Source organism: Rathayibacter sp. AY1A3 (assembly GCF_002930975.1).
In the GTDB taxonomy this organism is placed as follows: Bacteria; Actinomycetota; Actinomycetes; order Actinomycetales; family Microbacteriaceae; genus Rathayibacter.
Genome location: NZ_PSTO01000057.1, coordinates 1 through 14,535, shown reverse-complemented (window position 1 = coordinate 14,535; position 14,535 = coordinate 1). Strand labels below are relative to the sequence as shown.

Below are 14,535 nucleotides of genomic sequence, written 5' to 3'. Positions count from 1 at the left end.
ACGCGTCGCGCCCGGCGCCCGCGACCTAGGGTGAGGGCATGCATCCGCTCGACGCCCAGGACCCGCTCGCGCACTGCCCCGAGCTGTTCGTCCGCACCCTCCGCCTCCTCCCGCCCGGAGCCCCGCGCATGAGGGTCACCGACACCAGCGACCTGTGGTGGCGCACCGCCGTCTTCTACAACCTCGACGTGAAGACGTTCATGGACTGGGACGACGACGGCGTCGGCGACCTCGAGGGCCTCGTCCACCGGATCGACTACCTGGCCGAGCTCGGCGTCAGCTGCCTCTGGCTCGCGCCGTTCTACCGGTCCCCCGGCCGCGACAACGGCTACGACATCAGCGACTTCTACGGAGTGGACGAGCGCTTCGGGCACCACGGCGACGTCGTCGAGGTGATCCGGACCGCCCACGACCGCGGGATGCGCGTGATCGTCGACCTCGTCGTCAACCACACCTCGGACCAGCACCCCTGGTTCCAGGCCGCCCGCTCCTCCCCCGACAGCCCGTACCGCGACTACTACGTCTGGCGCGACGAGCCGCCCGCCGATCAGCCCGCGAACGTGTTCCCGGACGCGGAGGACGGCGTCTGGTTCCGTGACGAGGAGGCGGGCCAGTACTACCTGCACCACTTCTACCGGCACCAGCCCGACCTCAACACCGAGAACCCGGCCGTGCGCGACGAGATCGCGAAGCTCATCGGGTTCTGGCTGCAGCTGGGCGTCGACGGCTTCCGGGTCGACGCGGTGCCGTACCTGATCGAGCCCGGCGCCCGCGACGAGCACGAGTGGCTGCGCCTGCTGCGCCGCTTCGTCTCGCGGCGCTCCGGCGAGGCGATGCTGCTGGGCGAGGTCAACGTGACCCGCGAGGAGCAGCTCGGCTTCTTCGGCGGCGAGGACGCGGACGAGCTGTCGATGCAGTTCGACTTCATCGGCAACCAGCGCCTCTACCTCGCGCTGGCCCGCGAGGAGGCGGCGCCGCTCGTCGAGGCGCTCGCGAGCCGCCCCGAGATCTCCGTCGGCAGTCAGTGGGCGAACTTCGCGCGCAACCACGACGAGCTCACCCTCGACCAGCTGAGCGACGACGAGCGCGACGAGGTCTTCGCGGCGTTCGCTCCGGAGCAGTCGCAGCGGATCCACGGGCGCGGCATCGTCCGCCGCCTCCCGCCGATGGTCGACGGCGACCCGCGCCGCGTCCGCCTGGTCCACAGCCTCGTCTTCTCGCTGCCCGGGACCCCGGTGCTCTACTACGGCGAGGAGATCGGGATGGGCGAGAACGCCGACATCCCGGGTCGGAGCGCCGTGCGGACCCCGATGCAGTGGAGCAGCGCCGCCAACGGCGGGTTCTCGCGCGCCGATGCCTCCGACCTGATCGCCGCCCCTCCCGGCGGCGGCTTCGGACCCGAGCACGTGAACGCGGCCGCGCAGCTCCAGGATCCGGACTCCCTCCTAGCCCACGTGAAGGGCCTCGCCTGGCTGTACCGGCGGTCGCCGGAGATCGGCTGGGGCGAGTACACGCACCTCCCCTGCGACGAGCCGAGCGTGCTCGCGCACCGGATGTCCGCGTCGACCGGCACGACCGTCGCGGTGCACAACCTGGCGTCGAACCCGCGCACGGCGCACCTGACGCTCCCCGACACCCCCGCCGGGGCGCGGCTGGTCGACTCCCTCGGCGGCGAGTCGCTCCCGCTCGGCGAGGACGGCGCCGTGTCGGTGCCCCTCGACGGCTACGGCGCGCGCTGGTTCCGCGTGGTCACGGAGGAGTCGCGCCGGCTGGTCTGAGCGGAGGGGCGGGGCTCTTCTCGACAGTCCAGGAGTCGTCGCAGTCGCGCTCGAGTGCGACGACTCCTGAGTTCTCGCGGGAGCGTGCCCGCACGGAGGGCCGGCGCACAGCTCGCACGCGTCAGCCGCACCGCTCGACAGTCCACGAGTCGTCGCAGTCGACCTCGAGTGCGACGACTCCTGAGTTCTCGCGCGAGGGAGCCGAGCGCGCGGCTCGCGAGTCCAGGAGTCGTCGCAGTCGCGCTCGAGTGCGACGACTACTGGACTCTCGAGGGAGGCGGGGCAGGGACGGAGGACGAAAGCACCCACCGCCCGAAACGTTACGCACCTCGGTCCACAGCATCGTTGACGCCGCTACCCTCCCCCGCCTACCGTGAAGCGTAACGTTTCGCCCCCGCCGCCGCACCAGGAGGATCCGCATGGCCCCCACTCCGCCGAGCCACCGCGTCCTCGCGAGCGGCAGCCGCATCCCCGCGATCGGCGCCGGGACGTTCGGCTCCGACCGCTACGACGCCGAGACCGTCGGCCTCGCGGTCGAGCACTCCCTCCGCGCCGGCTTCCGCCTCCTCGACTGCGCCACCGTCTACGGCAACGAGCCGCGCGTCGGCCGGGCGATCGCCGACTCCGGAGTCGACCGAGACGAGCTCTTCGTCATGTCGAAGATCTGGAACGACGCGCACGAGCCCGCGGCGGCCGTCGCCTCCGTCGAGCGCTCGCTCGCCGACCTCGGCCTCGACGTGCTCGACGCCGTCTTCGTGCACTGGCCCTTCCCGAACCACCACCCGCCGCACGCCGAGACCGACGCGCGCGATCCGCACGCCCGCCCCTACGTCCACGAGGCGTTCCTCGAGACCTGGCGCGCGCTCGAGAGCCTGGTCGACCGGGGCCTCGTCCGGCACCTCGGCACCTCCAACGTCACGATCCCCAAGCTCGAGCGGATCCTCGCCGACGTCCGCATCGCCCCGCAGCTGAACGAGATGGAGCTGCACCCCTGCTTCCAGCAGCCGGAGCTGTTCCGCTTCTGCCTCGACCACCGCATCCAGCCGATCGGCTACTCGCCGCTGGGCTCGCCGTCGCGGCCCGAGCGCGACCGGGTGGAGGGCGACATCGTCGACATCGAGCACCCCGCGGTGCGGGCGATCGCCGAGGAGCGGGGCGTGCATCCGGCCGTCGTGTGCCTCGCCTGGGCGGTGAACCGCGGCCAGATCCCGATCCCGTTCGCGGTGAAGCCGGAGCAGATCGAGGCGAACCTGGCCGCCGCCTCCCTGGTGCTCACGGCCGAGGAGCAGGAGGCGCTGCGCGGCGCCGAGCGCAACAACCGGCTGATCAAGGGCCAGGTCTTCCTCTGGCCCGGCAGCACCGGCTGGCTCGACCTGTGGGACGCCGACGGCACGATCCCGGGCTGGAGCGGCTACGGCTCGCCCCGCGCCACCCTGTGACGTGGCCACCTACAAGGACCTGCAGCGGCTGACCGGCCTCTCGCTCTCGACCATCTCGAAGCACTACAACGGGCTCCCCGTGCGCCCCGAGAACCGGGCGGCGATCGAGGCGGCGGCCGCTGAGGTCGGCTTCCGCGTCAACGGCTTCGCGCGCGGCCTGCGCTCGCGGCGCTCCCGCACGGTCGGGGTGCTGCTGCCCGCCCTCGACAACGAGTTCCACCTCTCGATCATCGCGGGCCTCGAGCGGGCCCTGCGCGAGGAGGGCATCGGCGTGCTGGTCGGCGTGAGCCGCCCCGAGCCGGGAGCCGCGGTCGACCTGCTGCTCGAGAAGATGGTCGACGGGATCGTGGCGGTGCCGTCCGCGGGCGACGTCGACGCGCTGCGCCGCGCCTCCGAGCAGGGCACCCCCGTGGTGGCCGTCGACTGGATCGACGACGCACTGGTCACCGATCGCGTCGCGCTCGACAACGCGGGCGCCGGCGCCTCCGCCGCCCGCCACCTCCTCGACCACGGCCACCGCTCGATCGCGGTGCTCGGCGGGGAGGACGGAGTGTCCTCCACCCGGGAGCGGACCGCCGGCTTCCTCGCCGCCCTGGCCGAGCGCGGCGTCCACCCCGCCGCCGACGCCGTGGTGCGCGGCCCGCTGACGGTCGAGAGCGGAGTCGTCGCCGTCGAGCGGATCCTCGCCCTGAGCCCCCGGCCGACCGCCCTGTTCGCGAGCAACCGCGAGCTGACGGTCGGCGCCCTGATCGCCCTCGGCGACTCCGGACTGCGCGTGCCGACGGACCTCTCCGTCGTCGGCTTCGACAACGTCGAGCTGGCCCGCGTGGTCCGCCCGCACCTGACCACGATCGCCCAGCCGACGGAGGCGATCGCCGCCGAGGCCGCCGCCCTCGTCCGCCTCCGCCTCGACTCCGGGGCGGAGCAGCCCGGTCCCCAGGAGCGGAGGCTCCCCGGCCGCCTGCTCGCCGGCTCGTCCGTCGCCCACCTCCACGACCTCTAGGAGCTCCTCTTGCTGACCACGACCCTCCTCCACCCCGAGATCCTGCACGCGCTCGCCCGCGCGGGCCACGGCTCCCGCGTCCTCATCGCCGACGGCAACTACCCCGTCGGCACCACGCTCGGACCGAACTCCGCGCTGGTGCACCTGAACCTCCGGCCCGACATGCTGACCGTCGACGAGATCCTCGACGCCCTGCTCTCGGCGATCGTCGTCGAGGAGGCGACGGTCATGACCCCCGCGCCCGGCATCGACGTCCCCGCGCAGGACGCCTTCCGCCGGTCCCTCGACGGCGTCCCCTTCACCTCGCTCGAGCGGCACGCCTTCTACGCCGAAGCGCGCACCCCCGACGTCGCGCTCACCATCGCCTCGGGCGACCGCCGCATCTACGCGAACCTCATCCTCACGATCGGCGTGCGCCCGGCCGACGCGTCCTGAGCGGGCGGGCGGGCGGGGGCGTCGTCCCGCCCGCCCCCGCGACTCCTCCCGGGTCGCCGGTCTCGCGAGCGACTACCGCGACTCCCGCGGAGTCGCGCGTGCCCGGCCGCTCCCTGAGAGTCCACGAGGCGTTCTCACGGCCGGCATCCCTACTCTGGTCGGCGTGGATCTCGACACCCTCCTCAACATCGGCCTCGTCGTGCTGTTCGTCCTCCTCGGAGGCGTCTTCGCGGGCACCGAGATGGCCATCGTCAGCCTCCGCGAGAGCCAGGTCCGCGCGATCGAGGCCGGCAGCGAGCGCGGCCGGCGCATCGCCGAGCTCGTCCGCAACCCCAACACGTTCCTCTCCGCGGTCCAGATCGGCGTCACGCTCGCCGGCTTCTTCTCCTCGGCGTACGGCGCCTCGACCATCGCGCCCGACCTCGTGCCGCCGCTGCAGTCGCTCGGCCTCTCGGCCTCCGCCGCCTCGACCGTCGCCCTGATCCTGATGACCCTCGTCATCGCGTACCTCTCCCTGGTGCTGGGCGAGCTGGTCCCCAAGCGCCTGGCGATGCAGAAGTCCGTCGCGTTCACCAAGGCCCTCGCGCCCCCGCTCAACGCCCTCGCGCGCCTGATGCGCCCCGTGATCTGGCTGCTGTCCGTCTCGACCGACGCCGTCGTCCGCCTCCTCGGCGCCGACCCGCGCGAGAAGGGCGAGAGCGTCTCGGCCGACGAGGTGCGCGACATGATCTCCAGCAACACCGAGATCCACGAGGACAGCCGCCGGCTGCTCACCGACATCTTCCGCGCGGACGACCGCCGCGTCGCCGAGGTGATGCGCCCGCGCCCGGACGTCGACTTCCTCCGCGGCGCGCTCAGCGTGGCCGAGGGCTACGCGGCGGTCCTCGACCAGCCGCACTCGCGCTACCCGGTGGTCGGCGACGACTTCGACGACGTGCTCGGCTTCGTCCACGTGCGCGACCTGATGTCCGCGTTCCCGGAGGCGGGCCGCGCCGGCACCGCGAGCAGCGTCGCCGACATCACCCGCCCGATCCTCGCGGTCCCCGGCACGACGAAGGTGCTCGCGGCCCTGCGCACCATGCGCCAGGACGGCCACCAGATCGCCGTCGTCATCGACGAGTACGGGGGAACCGACGGCATCATCACGCTGGAGGACCTGCTCGAGGAGCTCGTCGGCGAGATCTACGACGAGTACGACGGCGCCCGCCAGGCGGTCGACGCGAAGGCGGCCGAGCAGCTGCACGACGTCGACGGCGGGATGATCCTCGAGGATCTGGCGGAGCAGCTGGGCATCGAGCTGCCCGAGGGCCCGTACGAGACGGTCGGCGGATTCGTGCTCGACCGGATCGGCCGTGTGGCCGTCGTGGGCGACTCCGTGCTCGTCGGCGACCACCTGCTCCGCGTGGCCGAGACGGACCGCTACCGCATCTCGCGGCTGACCCTCGTGCCGCAGCCCGCGTCGGAGCCGAGCCCGCCGACGACGCCCGCCGTCTGACGGGCGACCGGCCGCCCCTAGGGCAGAGGGCCCTCCACCCAGCGCGTGGCGGCGCGGCCGCGGGCTCCGGGCTGCGCGATCCACAGTCCGCCGGCGTGCGGATGACGCGCCCGCTCGTCCGCCGAGAGGTCGCGTGATGCGGAGGTGACGACCGCGATGTCCAGGTCCTCGCCCGCGAAGGCGATGCTGGAGGAGTGCGGGGCGTCGATCCTGATGCCCTCGCCCTCGACCGGGCTGCCGTCGGCCTCGAACACGCGGACGCCGCTCCCGCCCCAGACCGCGACCCACACGCGGCCGTCGGCGTCCACGGTCAGTCCATCGGCGAACACGCCCTCCTCGAGCTCGACGAACGGCTCGCGCGGGCCGTGCTCGGCGTCCGCGTAGGAGCGGCGGTGGATCACGCCCGACTCGGTGTCGGCCGAGTACAGCACAGAGCCGTCCGGCGAGAAGCCGAGTCCGTTCGAGAGCCGCAGGTCGTCGTCGAGCACGGTGACGGATCCGTCGTGCTCGATGCGCAGCAGGACGTCGTCGCCCGCCGACTCGCCGAGGGTCAGCGAGCCGACCAGGAGGCGCCCCTGCGGGTCGATCGTGCCGTCGTTGAAGCGGTGCCCCTCCGGCAGCAGCTCGGAGCCGCGCGTGAGGGAGCCGTCGACCTCCAGGATCGCGAGCCGTCGGGTCAGCGCGACGAGCGTCCGCCCGTCGCCCAGGGGCAGCGCGGCGCCGACCTGCTCGCCGACGTCGGTGCGCGAGATCGCTCCGATCCCCTCCGCGGTGACGGGGGCGGACAGGACCGCGCCGGCCTCGATGTCGACCCAGGTGAGGCGGGCGGTGTCCGGATCCCAGACGGGCCCCTCGCTGAGGACGTAGGTGGGGGTGCCCGCGGGCGTCGCGTCGATCATGCCTCCACGCTAGGCCGAGGAGGCGGGCGGTGTCAGGCCCCGCGGGACGGATCCGGGCTCGCGTCCACCGCGCCTCGCTCCGCCTCCGGGTGGGCACCGATGCCCGGGATACACCCGCTCGGCGATCCGTGACAAGGGGTGAATAGCCCGGCGATATGGAGCCGCCGGCGGGTCTAGTGTCGTCTCGCCGCGCTCGGGACAGCGTTCCTCCGCAACGACGCCGGGGCGACAGGAAGGCGCTCGCCATGTCGACATCCACCAGTCCGCGCGGCCCGGTCCGGAGCCTCGTGCCCGCCCGCATCGACAGGCTCCCCTGGACCCGCTTCCACTGGTCGATCGTCGTCGGCCTCGGCTTCTCGTGGGTGCTGGACGGACTCGAGATCCAGATCGTCGCCTCCGCCGGCTTCGCGAAGGAGTTCGGGCTCTCGGCCTTCGAGGTCGGCCTGCTCGGCACGATCTACCTGTGCGGCCAGATCGCGGGCGCCCTGATCTTCGGGCGGCTGAGCGACAAGCTCGGGCGGCGCAAGCTGTTCATCCTGACGCTCGTCATCTACCTGGTCGCCAGCGGCCTGGCGGGGCTCGCGCCGAACTACGTCTTCCTCGCCGTGTTCCGCTTCTTCGCGGGCATGGGGATCGGCGGCGAGTACGCGGCGATCAACTCCGCGATCGACGAGCTCATCCCCTCCAAGTACCGCGGCCGCGTCGACATCGCGATCAACGGCACGTACTGGGGCGGCGCGGCTCTGGGCTCCGCGGCCAACCTGTTCTTCCTGAACGACGCGCTCTTCGCCGAGAACGTCGGCTGGCGCCTCGGCTTCTTCCTCGGCCCGATCCTCGGCCTGGCGATCATCTACCTGCGCCGCCACATCCCCGAGAGCCCCCGCTGGCTGATGACGCACGGCCGCGAGGAGGAGGCGGAGCGCACCGTCGACGAGATCGAGCGCCGAGTGGAGGCGGAGGGCGGCGTGCTCGAGCCGGTCGACGACGCGAAGGCGATCACCGTGAAGGCGACGGAGAGCATCCCGTTCCGCACCATCGCCAGGGTGCTGCTGCGGCAGTACCCGAAGCGGACGCTGGTGGGCGCGACGATGATGATCACCCAGTCGTTCCTCTACAACGCGATCTTCTTCACCTACGCGCTGGTGCTCGAGAACTTCTACGGAGTCGAGCAGAGCGCGATCTCGTACTTCTTCTTCCCGTTCGCGATCGGCAACCTCGTCGGGCCGCTGGTGCTCGGCCACCTGTTCGACGTGTGGGGCCGGCGGAAGATGATCTTCCTCACCTACGGCGTCTCGGGAGCGGTCCTGGCCGTCTCGGCGGTCCTCTTCAGCATGGACGTCCTGACCGCGACGACGCAGACGATCCTCTGGTGCGTGTCGTTCTTCTTCGCCTCCGCGGGAGCCTCGAGCGCCTACCTCACCGTGAGCGAGATCTTCCCGCTCGAGCTGCGCAGCCAGGCGATCTCGTACTTCTTCACCCTCGGCCAGATCGCCGGAGCGGTCGCCCCCGCCCTCTACGGCGCCCTGATCGGCGACGGCAGCGACCGCGGTCCGCTGACGATCGGCTACTTCGTCGGCGCCGCCGTGATGATCCTCGGCGGCGTGATCGCCCTGATCTTCGGCGTCGACGCCGAGCGCCGCAGCCTCGAGAGCATCACCGAGCCCCTGTCGACCGTGAAGTCCTGAGGGCGGATCGCCGCGAGGCCGGGAGCCGTCCCGCGGCGTCTCGGGGCCGACGTCTCGGGGACGGCGTGGGCCGGCGTCAGTGGGCCGGGCGGTAGCCGGTCCGGTCGTCGGGGGTGATCGAGCGGAGGACGCGGGCGGGGACGCCGGCCGCGATGGTGAGCGGAGGGACGTCGCGGGTGACGACGCTGCCCGAGCCGATCACGGCCCCGTCGCCGATGGTGACGCCCTGGTTGATAGTGACGCCGCCGCCGATCCAGACGCCATCGCCGACGACGACCGGCTTCGCGGTGCAGGCGCCGGCCGCGCGCTCAGCCGGGTCGAGGGCGTGGTTCGACGTGTAGATCGAGACGCGCGGGCCGAACAGCACGTCGTCGCCGATCGTGATGGGGGCGCCGTCGAGCAGGATGCAGTCGAAGTTCGCGTAGAAGCGGTCGCCGATCGTGATGTTGAACCCGAACTCGCAGCGGAACGTCGGCTCGAGGTGCGCGTCCGCGCCCACCGAGGCGACGAGCTCGCGGAGCAGAGCCTCCCGCTCGACCGATGGGCGCCCGAAGCTCGCGTTGTACGCGTTCGAGCCGAGGACCGCCCGCTCGCGCGCGGCGACCAGCTCGGGGGTCATGTCGTCGTACACGGCGCCGGTCAGGATGTGCGCGCGCTGGTCCTCGAGGGTCATCGTCGTCCGTTCGTCGGTGTCGGCGCCCCGACGGGCGCCCGCGCCCACGCTACGGGGCCGCGCGCCGGGACACCGCCTCCTCCGCCGACGCACCGCTCCTGCAGCGGTGTGTCGCCGATGGAGCGGCGTCTCGGCGCAACCCCGCAGCAGGAGCGGCGTCTCGGCGGCATCCTGCAGCAGGAGCGGCACCTCCGCGCCGCCACGCCCCCGCCGCGCAGCGGGCGTCAGCCCACGTGCACGCCCGGCCGGCGGTCGCGGCGGGACTCCGCGCGGCGGAGGACCTCGCGGGTGACGGGGGCGACCTCGCCGGTGCCGGTGATGAGGAAGCGGAACATGTTCGAGATGGGGCCGCCCTCGGTCCACTCGAAGTAGACGTCCGGGATCACGCCGGTGAGGTCGCGGATCTCGAGCAGCACCGTGGCGATGGTGTTCGGGATGTTGCCGCTGGTCACCGTCAGCACGCGGAAGCCGTGGCAGACGCGGCCCTGCACGACCAGGTCCTCCTCGAAGTCGGAGGAGTCGGTGGTGTGCACCTCGAGGAAGAGCACCGGCCCGCGCATGGGCAGGTTGCTGTCGCGCTGCTCCTCCGCCAGCTTGTCCCGGTACTCGGCCTCGGAGCCGTCGTCGGGCTCGTTCGCGAGGATGCGGATCACGCCGTAGTCGTCGGCGTCCGTGGTGAGGAAGTCGATCGCGGCGGCGTCGAACACCACGGAGGTGGCGCGCAGCTGGAACGAGCGGTGCACCCGCGAGACGAGCGAGACCGAGAGGATGCCGACGATGAAGACCGCCGCGATCCGCACGCCGTCGGGCCTCTCGACCACGTTCACGACCGTCGTGTAGACGAAGACCAGCGCGATGACCGCGAAGCCCACGGCGCGCTTGCGCTGCTTCCTGCGCTTCGCCGAGAGGAACACGGCGACGGACGCGGAGGTGATCAGCACCAGCACGCCGGTCGCGTAGGCGCCGCCCTGCGCGTCGACGTCGGCGCGGAAGAGGATCGTGATGACGAAAGCCACGACGGTGAAGACCAGCACGAGCGGACGGACGGCGCCGGCCCACTGCGGAGCCATGCCGTAGCGGGGCAGGTAGCGCGGGACGATGTTGAGCAGGCCGGCCAGCGCGGAGGCGCCCGCGAACCAGAGGATGCAGATCGTCGCGACGTCGTAGACCGTGCCGAAGCCCTCGCCGAGGTACTCGTGCGCGAGGTAGGCCAGCGCGCGGCCGTTGGCCTCGCCGCCCGGCTGGAACTGCGCCTGCGGGATGAGCAGCGTGGTGACGAAGCTCGAGGTGATGAGGAACGCCGACATCGTGACGGCGGCGGTGATGAGCAGCCGCTTCGCCCCGCGGATGCGGCCGACCGGGGCGTCCTCGGTGTCGCCCGCGTCGCCGCGGATCTGCGGCATGACCGCGACCCCGGTCTCGAAGCCGGAGAGGCCGAGCGCGAGCTTGGGGAACACGATGAGCGCGATGCCGACCATGATCAGCGGATTCCCGTGCTGGGTCGTGAGCGCCGACCACCAGTCGCCGATGACGACGGGGTTCTCGGCCACGTGCCCGATCGCCACGGCGATCACGATCGCGTTGAGCAGGAGGAACACGGCCACGAGCACGACCGCGATCGAGATGGCCTCGCGGAACCCGCGCAGGAACACGATCCCCAGCAGGGCGATCAGCCCCAGCGTGAGCGGCACCTCCGCCCCGTGGAACCAGGCGGGGGCGAACGGGTTCTCGACCGCGTGCGCCGTCGCGTCGGCCGCCGAGAGGGTGATCGTGATCATGAAGTCGGTGGCCGCGAACCCCAGCAGCACGAGCACGAAGAGCTTGCCGCCCCACCAGGGCAGCAGGCGCTCGAGCATCGCGATCGACCCCTCGCCGCGGAAGCTCTCGCGGGCCACGCGGCGGTAGACGGGGAGCGCGCCGAGGAGCGTCAGCACCACCAGGACGATCGTCGCGAGCGGAGAGACGAGGCCCGCGGCGAGCGCCGCGATGGCCGGCTGGTAGCCGAGGGTCGAGAAGTAGTCGACGCCGGTGAGGCACATGACGCGCCACCACGAGTGCGTCCTGCCGGTGGCCGCGTGGGGGCCGGGGTGGGCTCCGGAGTCGTCGCGGAGGCCCTCGAGGAGCCACGCCTTCACCCCGCCCGCGCGCGCGGAGGAGAGAGGGGAGGGTTCGAGGGCGTCGGGGTCGCCACGGACGACGGAAGAGGTCACTGGATGTTTCTACTCGCCGTGAGGAGCGCGCCCGCCCGGAATGAGCGGATCCTCACGCTTTCCTCACGGGTAATCGGCTGGGGAGGGACGTCGGCGCGCGATCCCGCGTCGTGAGGGGGTCGTGAGCGTCGCGCGAGCGGACCGTGCGGATCGGCCCGGTACGCGTCCGCGTTCCGTCAGGATCCCCTCGCACCCGCCGTCGCGGGCTGACGATGGCGCTCGTGCACCTGCTCCTCCGCCTCCTCGACGCCGGCCCCCGCTGGGGCCGCCACACCGTCGGTGCGAGCCGGTACGGCGTCGTCCGGAGCGAGCTCGTCGTCTTCGCGCCCGGCATCTCCGTCGAGGAGCGGAGGCGCCTCCGCCTGCACGCGGCCGGTCCGCAGCTGGTCGTGGCCGTGACGGCCGCCGGCGCCGTCGGGACGCTCGCGCTCGACCGGCTGCCGCTCCTCCTGCTGGCCGCGCTCGCCCTGCCGACCGCGTCGCTCCTGCTCCTCTCGGCCCGCTCGACCCGCCGCCTCCGCCGGGCCTGCGCCCGCCGGCTCGTGATCGCGGACGTCGACTCCCCCGCCGTCGCCGAGCAGGCGGCGATCGCGGCCGTGCTGCGGCGGGCCGACCGGCTGCTCGACGCCGGCGTCCTCACTCCGCTCGAGCACGAGGAGGTGTGGGCCTGCGCCCACGACCGGGTCGCGGGCCGCGTGGCTGACCGCCGCTCCCAGCCCCGGGCGGGAGGATCGGGGACGTCCGCCACCGATGGGAGCCCCTCATGACCACACCGCGCCGCGCACTGATCCTCGTCGACGTGCAGCAGGAGTACTTCAGCGGTCCGCTCGAGATCCAGTACCCGCCGCACGCGCAGTCGCTGCCGAGGATCGCCGCCGCTCTGGACTCCGCCGCCGCGGCGGGCCTCCCGATCGCCGTCGTCCAGCACAGCGCGGGCGAAGGAGCGCCGATCTTCGACCCGTCGGGTCCGTCCTTCGCGCTGCACCCGGAGATCGAGAAGCGCCGCTCGGATTCGTGGAAGAACGTCACGAAGCAGTTCGGCACGGTCTTCGCAGGGACCGACCTGCTCGACTGGCTCCGCGAGCACGACGTCGACACGATCACCCTCGTCGGCTACATGACCAACAACTGCATCCTCGCCTCGGCCGCCGAGGCCGAGACGCACGGGCTCCGCGCCGAGGTCCTCTCGGACGCGACGGGCGCGATCGCGATCTCGAACGACGCCGGCACGATCGACGCGCACTCCCTGCACACCACGCTGATGGCGCTGCTCAACTCGAACTTCGCCGCCGTCGCCCCGACCACGGTCTGGATCTCGGCGCTGAAGGGCGAGTACACGCTCCCGATGAGCAGCCTGCCCGAGTCGGCGACGGCGGGCGCCGCTCGCTGACGGGCACTCCTCCGGACGGATCGGCCGGCTCTACTCTCGGTGCATGGCCCTTCTGCACCGTGCGACGATCACCCCCGGGAAGCTCGAGATCGTGGAGGCATGGGCGCCGACGCAGCCCTGGTGCGAGGGCGGCGGATTCACGCAGCTCGGCGCCTACCGGTTCGACGACCCCGATGGCGAGGTGGGAGTGGAGACGCTGATCGTCCAGTCGACCGGGCAGCCGCCGCTCCAAGTGCCGCTGACCTACCGCGGCTCGCCTCTCGCCGGCGGTGACGCGCATCTCCTCGCGACCGTCGAGCACACCGTCCTCGGTCGTCGCTGGGTCTACGACGGTGCCGGCGACCCCGTCGCGATCGCCGCCTTCGCCACGGCGATCCGCACCGGCGCCCGGGAGGTCGAGCAGCATTTCGAGGAGGACGGGCAGCGCATCGTCCGCCCGCCGACCGCGACGGTGCAGGGCAGCGGATCAGGCGCCGGAGCGTCCGGGCCGCCGTCGACGGTGCTCGTCCGCAGCGACGCACGGACCACCACGACCTCGGCCGACGGTCTGACTCTCGTCCTCGCGCGGGTCCTCGCGCCGCCGTTCCTCGAGGGCGAGGAGCGGCTGACCGGCAGGTGGAGCGAGGCGCTCCCCGTCACCCTCGCCGTCCTGGCCTGAACCGGCTCCGGTGGTCCGCCGCCCTCCGTCGCCCGGGTCGTGGGCGACGGACGGCGGCGCGCTCCGGGAGGACCTGCTCAGTGGCCGCGCAGTGCCGCGACGGTCCGAGTGGGACTAGTCGTTCAGGTGCGCGATGGCGTAGTCGGCCTCGTCGCTCGTGAACTGCTCCCCGTACTCGCTGGTCAGCTGGTCGCGGATGGCCTCCGGCGCCATCGCCATCTGGGCCTGGTAGTCCTTGGCCTTCGCCAGCGCGTTGGCGTTCCAGTCGGCGGAGACGGTGTCCACCGCGTACTGCGCGGCCTCGGGCGAGAACTGCTCCCCGTACTCGGAGGTGAGCTGGCCGTACAGGCCCGCCTTGCTCATGTGGAGCATCTCGGAGTAGCTCTGCGCCTTGATGAGTGCCGAGGCGAACTCGGGCGAGACCTGCGCAGCAGCCGCCGTCTCGACAGGCGCCGGGGCAGGGGCGACCGTCTCGACGGGTGCGGGCTCCGCCGTCTCGACGGGTGCGGGCTCCGCCGTCTCGACGACCTCCGCCTCCTCCGTGGCCGGCACGACGGGAGCGGTCGTGGGCTCGGACGACTCGACGATCACGGCCGCCGGGCGGTCGCTCGAGGCGGAGTTCACGGCGGCTCCGAAGCCGATCGTCGTCAGGAGCGAGGCGAGGACGGCCAGACCGCCGAGGACGACGCCGGTGATCGACATCGCCTTCGACTGACCGCGGCGGAGGGCGAGGATGCCCAGGACGACGGCGGCGATCCCGACGAGTGCTCCGAAGACCGGCACGAGGCCGACGAGGAACGCGACGATGCCGACGACGAGTGCGGCGATGGCGAGGCCGGTCGGGCCGGTCTTCGGAGCACTCGTCGGGAT

At 72.4% G+C, this 14,535-nt stretch carries 13 protein-coding genes; 9 read left to right on the top strand and 4 right to left on the bottom strand.

Features of this window, described 5'->3' with window-relative positions; translation table 11 throughout:
* Nucleotides 1–128: 128 nt before the first annotated feature.
* The 5 genes from C5C10_RS16790 (at nucleotide 129) to C5C10_RS16770 (ending at nucleotide 6,150) form a co-directional block, all read left to right on the top strand.
* Entirely contained in the window at nucleotides 129–1,778 is a 1,650-nt protein-coding gene (locus C5C10_RS16790) for an alpha-amylase family protein (RefSeq protein ID WP_104329829.1), read from the top strand.
* A gap of 419 nt (nucleotides 1,779–2,197) precedes the next feature.
* Complete coding sequence (locus C5C10_RS16785) at nucleotides 2,198–3,217, top strand: aldo/keto reductase (RefSeq protein WP_104261686.1); 1,020 nt, start codon at nucleotides 2,198–2,200, stop codon at nucleotides 3,215–3,217.
* Between the two features lies 1 nt (nucleotide 3,218).
* Nucleotides 3,219–4,220 (top strand): LacI family DNA-binding transcriptional regulator, encoded by a 1,002-nt coding sequence (locus tag C5C10_RS16780; protein WP_104329826.1) that lies wholly within the window; start codon nucleotides 3,219–3,221, stop codon nucleotides 4,218–4,220.
* A 9-nt stretch (nucleotides 4,221–4,229) separates the two neighbouring features.
* Nucleotides 4,230–4,655 carry an RbsD/FucU family protein gene (locus C5C10_RS16775; protein WP_104225080.1) on the top strand — a complete coding sequence of 142 codons (426 nt, stop codon included), beginning with the start codon at nucleotides 4,230–4,232 and terminating at the stop codon, nucleotides 4,653–4,655.
* A gap of 163 nt (nucleotides 4,656–4,818) precedes the next feature.
* The gene (locus tag C5C10_RS16770; protein ID WP_104227326.1) at nucleotides 4,819–6,150 is read left to right on the top strand and encodes a hemolysin family protein; all 1,332 of its coding nucleotides are present in this window, start codon (nucleotides 4,819–4,821) and stop codon (nucleotides 6,148–6,150) included.
* Nucleotides 6,151–6,167: 17 nt separating this feature from the next.
* On the opposite strand, the gene C5C10_RS16765 is transcribed toward C5C10_RS16770, so the two are convergent.
* Nucleotides 6,168–7,049 carry an SMP-30/gluconolactonase/LRE family protein gene (locus C5C10_RS16765; protein WP_104239634.1) on the bottom strand — a complete coding sequence of 294 codons (882 nt, stop codon included), beginning with the start codon at nucleotides 7,047–7,049 and terminating at the stop codon, nucleotides 6,168–6,170.
* Between the two features lie 245 nt (nucleotides 7,050–7,294).
* Between C5C10_RS16765 and C5C10_RS16760 the strand changes: the two genes are divergently transcribed.
* Nucleotides 7,295–8,734 carry an MFS transporter gene (locus tag C5C10_RS16760; protein WP_104225083.1) on the top strand — a complete coding sequence of 480 codons (1,440 nt, stop codon included), beginning with the start codon at nucleotides 7,295–7,297 and terminating at the stop codon, nucleotides 8,732–8,734.
* Between the two features lie 76 nt (nucleotides 8,735–8,810).
* On the opposite strand, the gene C5C10_RS16755 is transcribed toward C5C10_RS16760, so the two are convergent.
* The gene (locus C5C10_RS16755) at nucleotides 8,811–9,407 is read right to left on the bottom strand and encodes a sugar O-acetyltransferase (protein ID WP_104329828.1); all 597 of its coding nucleotides are present in this window, start codon (nucleotides 9,405–9,407) and stop codon (nucleotides 8,811–8,813) included.
* A gap of 224 nt (nucleotides 9,408–9,631) precedes the next feature.
* On the bottom strand, nucleotides 9,632–11,617 hold the full coding sequence (locus C5C10_RS16750) for an amino acid permease (RefSeq protein ID WP_374953358.1): 1,986 nt from the start codon (nucleotides 11,615–11,617) through the stop codon (nucleotides 9,632–9,634).
* Between the two features lie 221 nt (nucleotides 11,618–11,838).
* Between C5C10_RS16750 and C5C10_RS16745 the strand changes: the two genes are divergently transcribed.
* From C5C10_RS16745 to C5C10_RS16735, 3 genes are read left to right on the top strand one after another with little or no spacing between them, the layout of a single operon-like run.
* Complete coding sequence (locus C5C10_RS16745) at nucleotides 11,839–12,384, top strand: DUF6611 family protein (RefSeq protein ID WP_146082190.1); 546 nt, start codon at nucleotides 11,839–11,841, stop codon at nucleotides 12,382–12,384.
* Nucleotides 12,381–13,007 carry an isochorismatase family protein gene (locus C5C10_RS16740; protein ID WP_104329824.1) on the top strand — a complete coding sequence of 209 codons (627 nt, stop codon included), beginning with the start codon at nucleotides 12,381–12,383 and terminating at the stop codon, nucleotides 13,005–13,007. The genes C5C10_RS16745 and C5C10_RS16740 overlap by 4 nt, the downstream gene beginning before the upstream one ends.
* 43 nt (nucleotides 13,008–13,050) lie before the next feature.
* On the top strand, nucleotides 13,051–13,665 hold the full coding sequence (locus C5C10_RS16735) for a hypothetical protein (protein WP_104227321.1): 615 nt from the start codon (nucleotides 13,051–13,053) through the stop codon (nucleotides 13,663–13,665).
* A gap of 114 nt (nucleotides 13,666–13,779) precedes the next feature.
* Here C5C10_RS16735 and C5C10_RS16730 read toward each other — a convergent pair.
* A partial coding sequence (locus C5C10_RS16730; protein WP_308470989.1) for an Ltp family lipoprotein occupies nucleotides 13,780–14,535 on the bottom strand: 756 nt, incomplete at its 5' end.

Coding starts and splice junctions, on each gene's coding strand:
- C5C10_RS16765 (WP_104239634.1), bottom strand. CDS start 7,049: ATGATCGACGCGACGCCCGCGGGCACCCCCACCTACGTCCTCAGCGAG.
- C5C10_RS16740 (WP_104329824.1), top strand. CDS start 12,381: ATGACCACACCGCGCCGCGCACTGATCCTCGTCGACGTGCAGCAGGAG.
- C5C10_RS16790 (WP_104329829.1), top strand. CDS start 129: ATGAGGGTCACCGACACCAGCGACCTGTGGTGGCGCACCGCCGTCTTC.
- C5C10_RS16735 (WP_104227321.1), top strand. CDS start 13,051: ATGGCCCTTCTGCACCGTGCGACGATCACCCCCGGGAAGCTCGAGATC.
- C5C10_RS16760 (WP_104225083.1), top strand. CDS start 7,295: ATGTCGACATCCACCAGTCCGCGCGGCCCGGTCCGGAGCCTCGTGCCC.
- C5C10_RS16755 (WP_104329828.1), bottom strand. CDS start 9,407: ATGACCCTCGAGGACCAGCGCGCGCACATCCTGACCGGCGCCGTGTAC.
- C5C10_RS16785 (WP_104261686.1), top strand. CDS start 2,198: ATGGCCCCCACTCCGCCGAGCCACCGCGTCCTCGCGAGCGGCAGCCGC.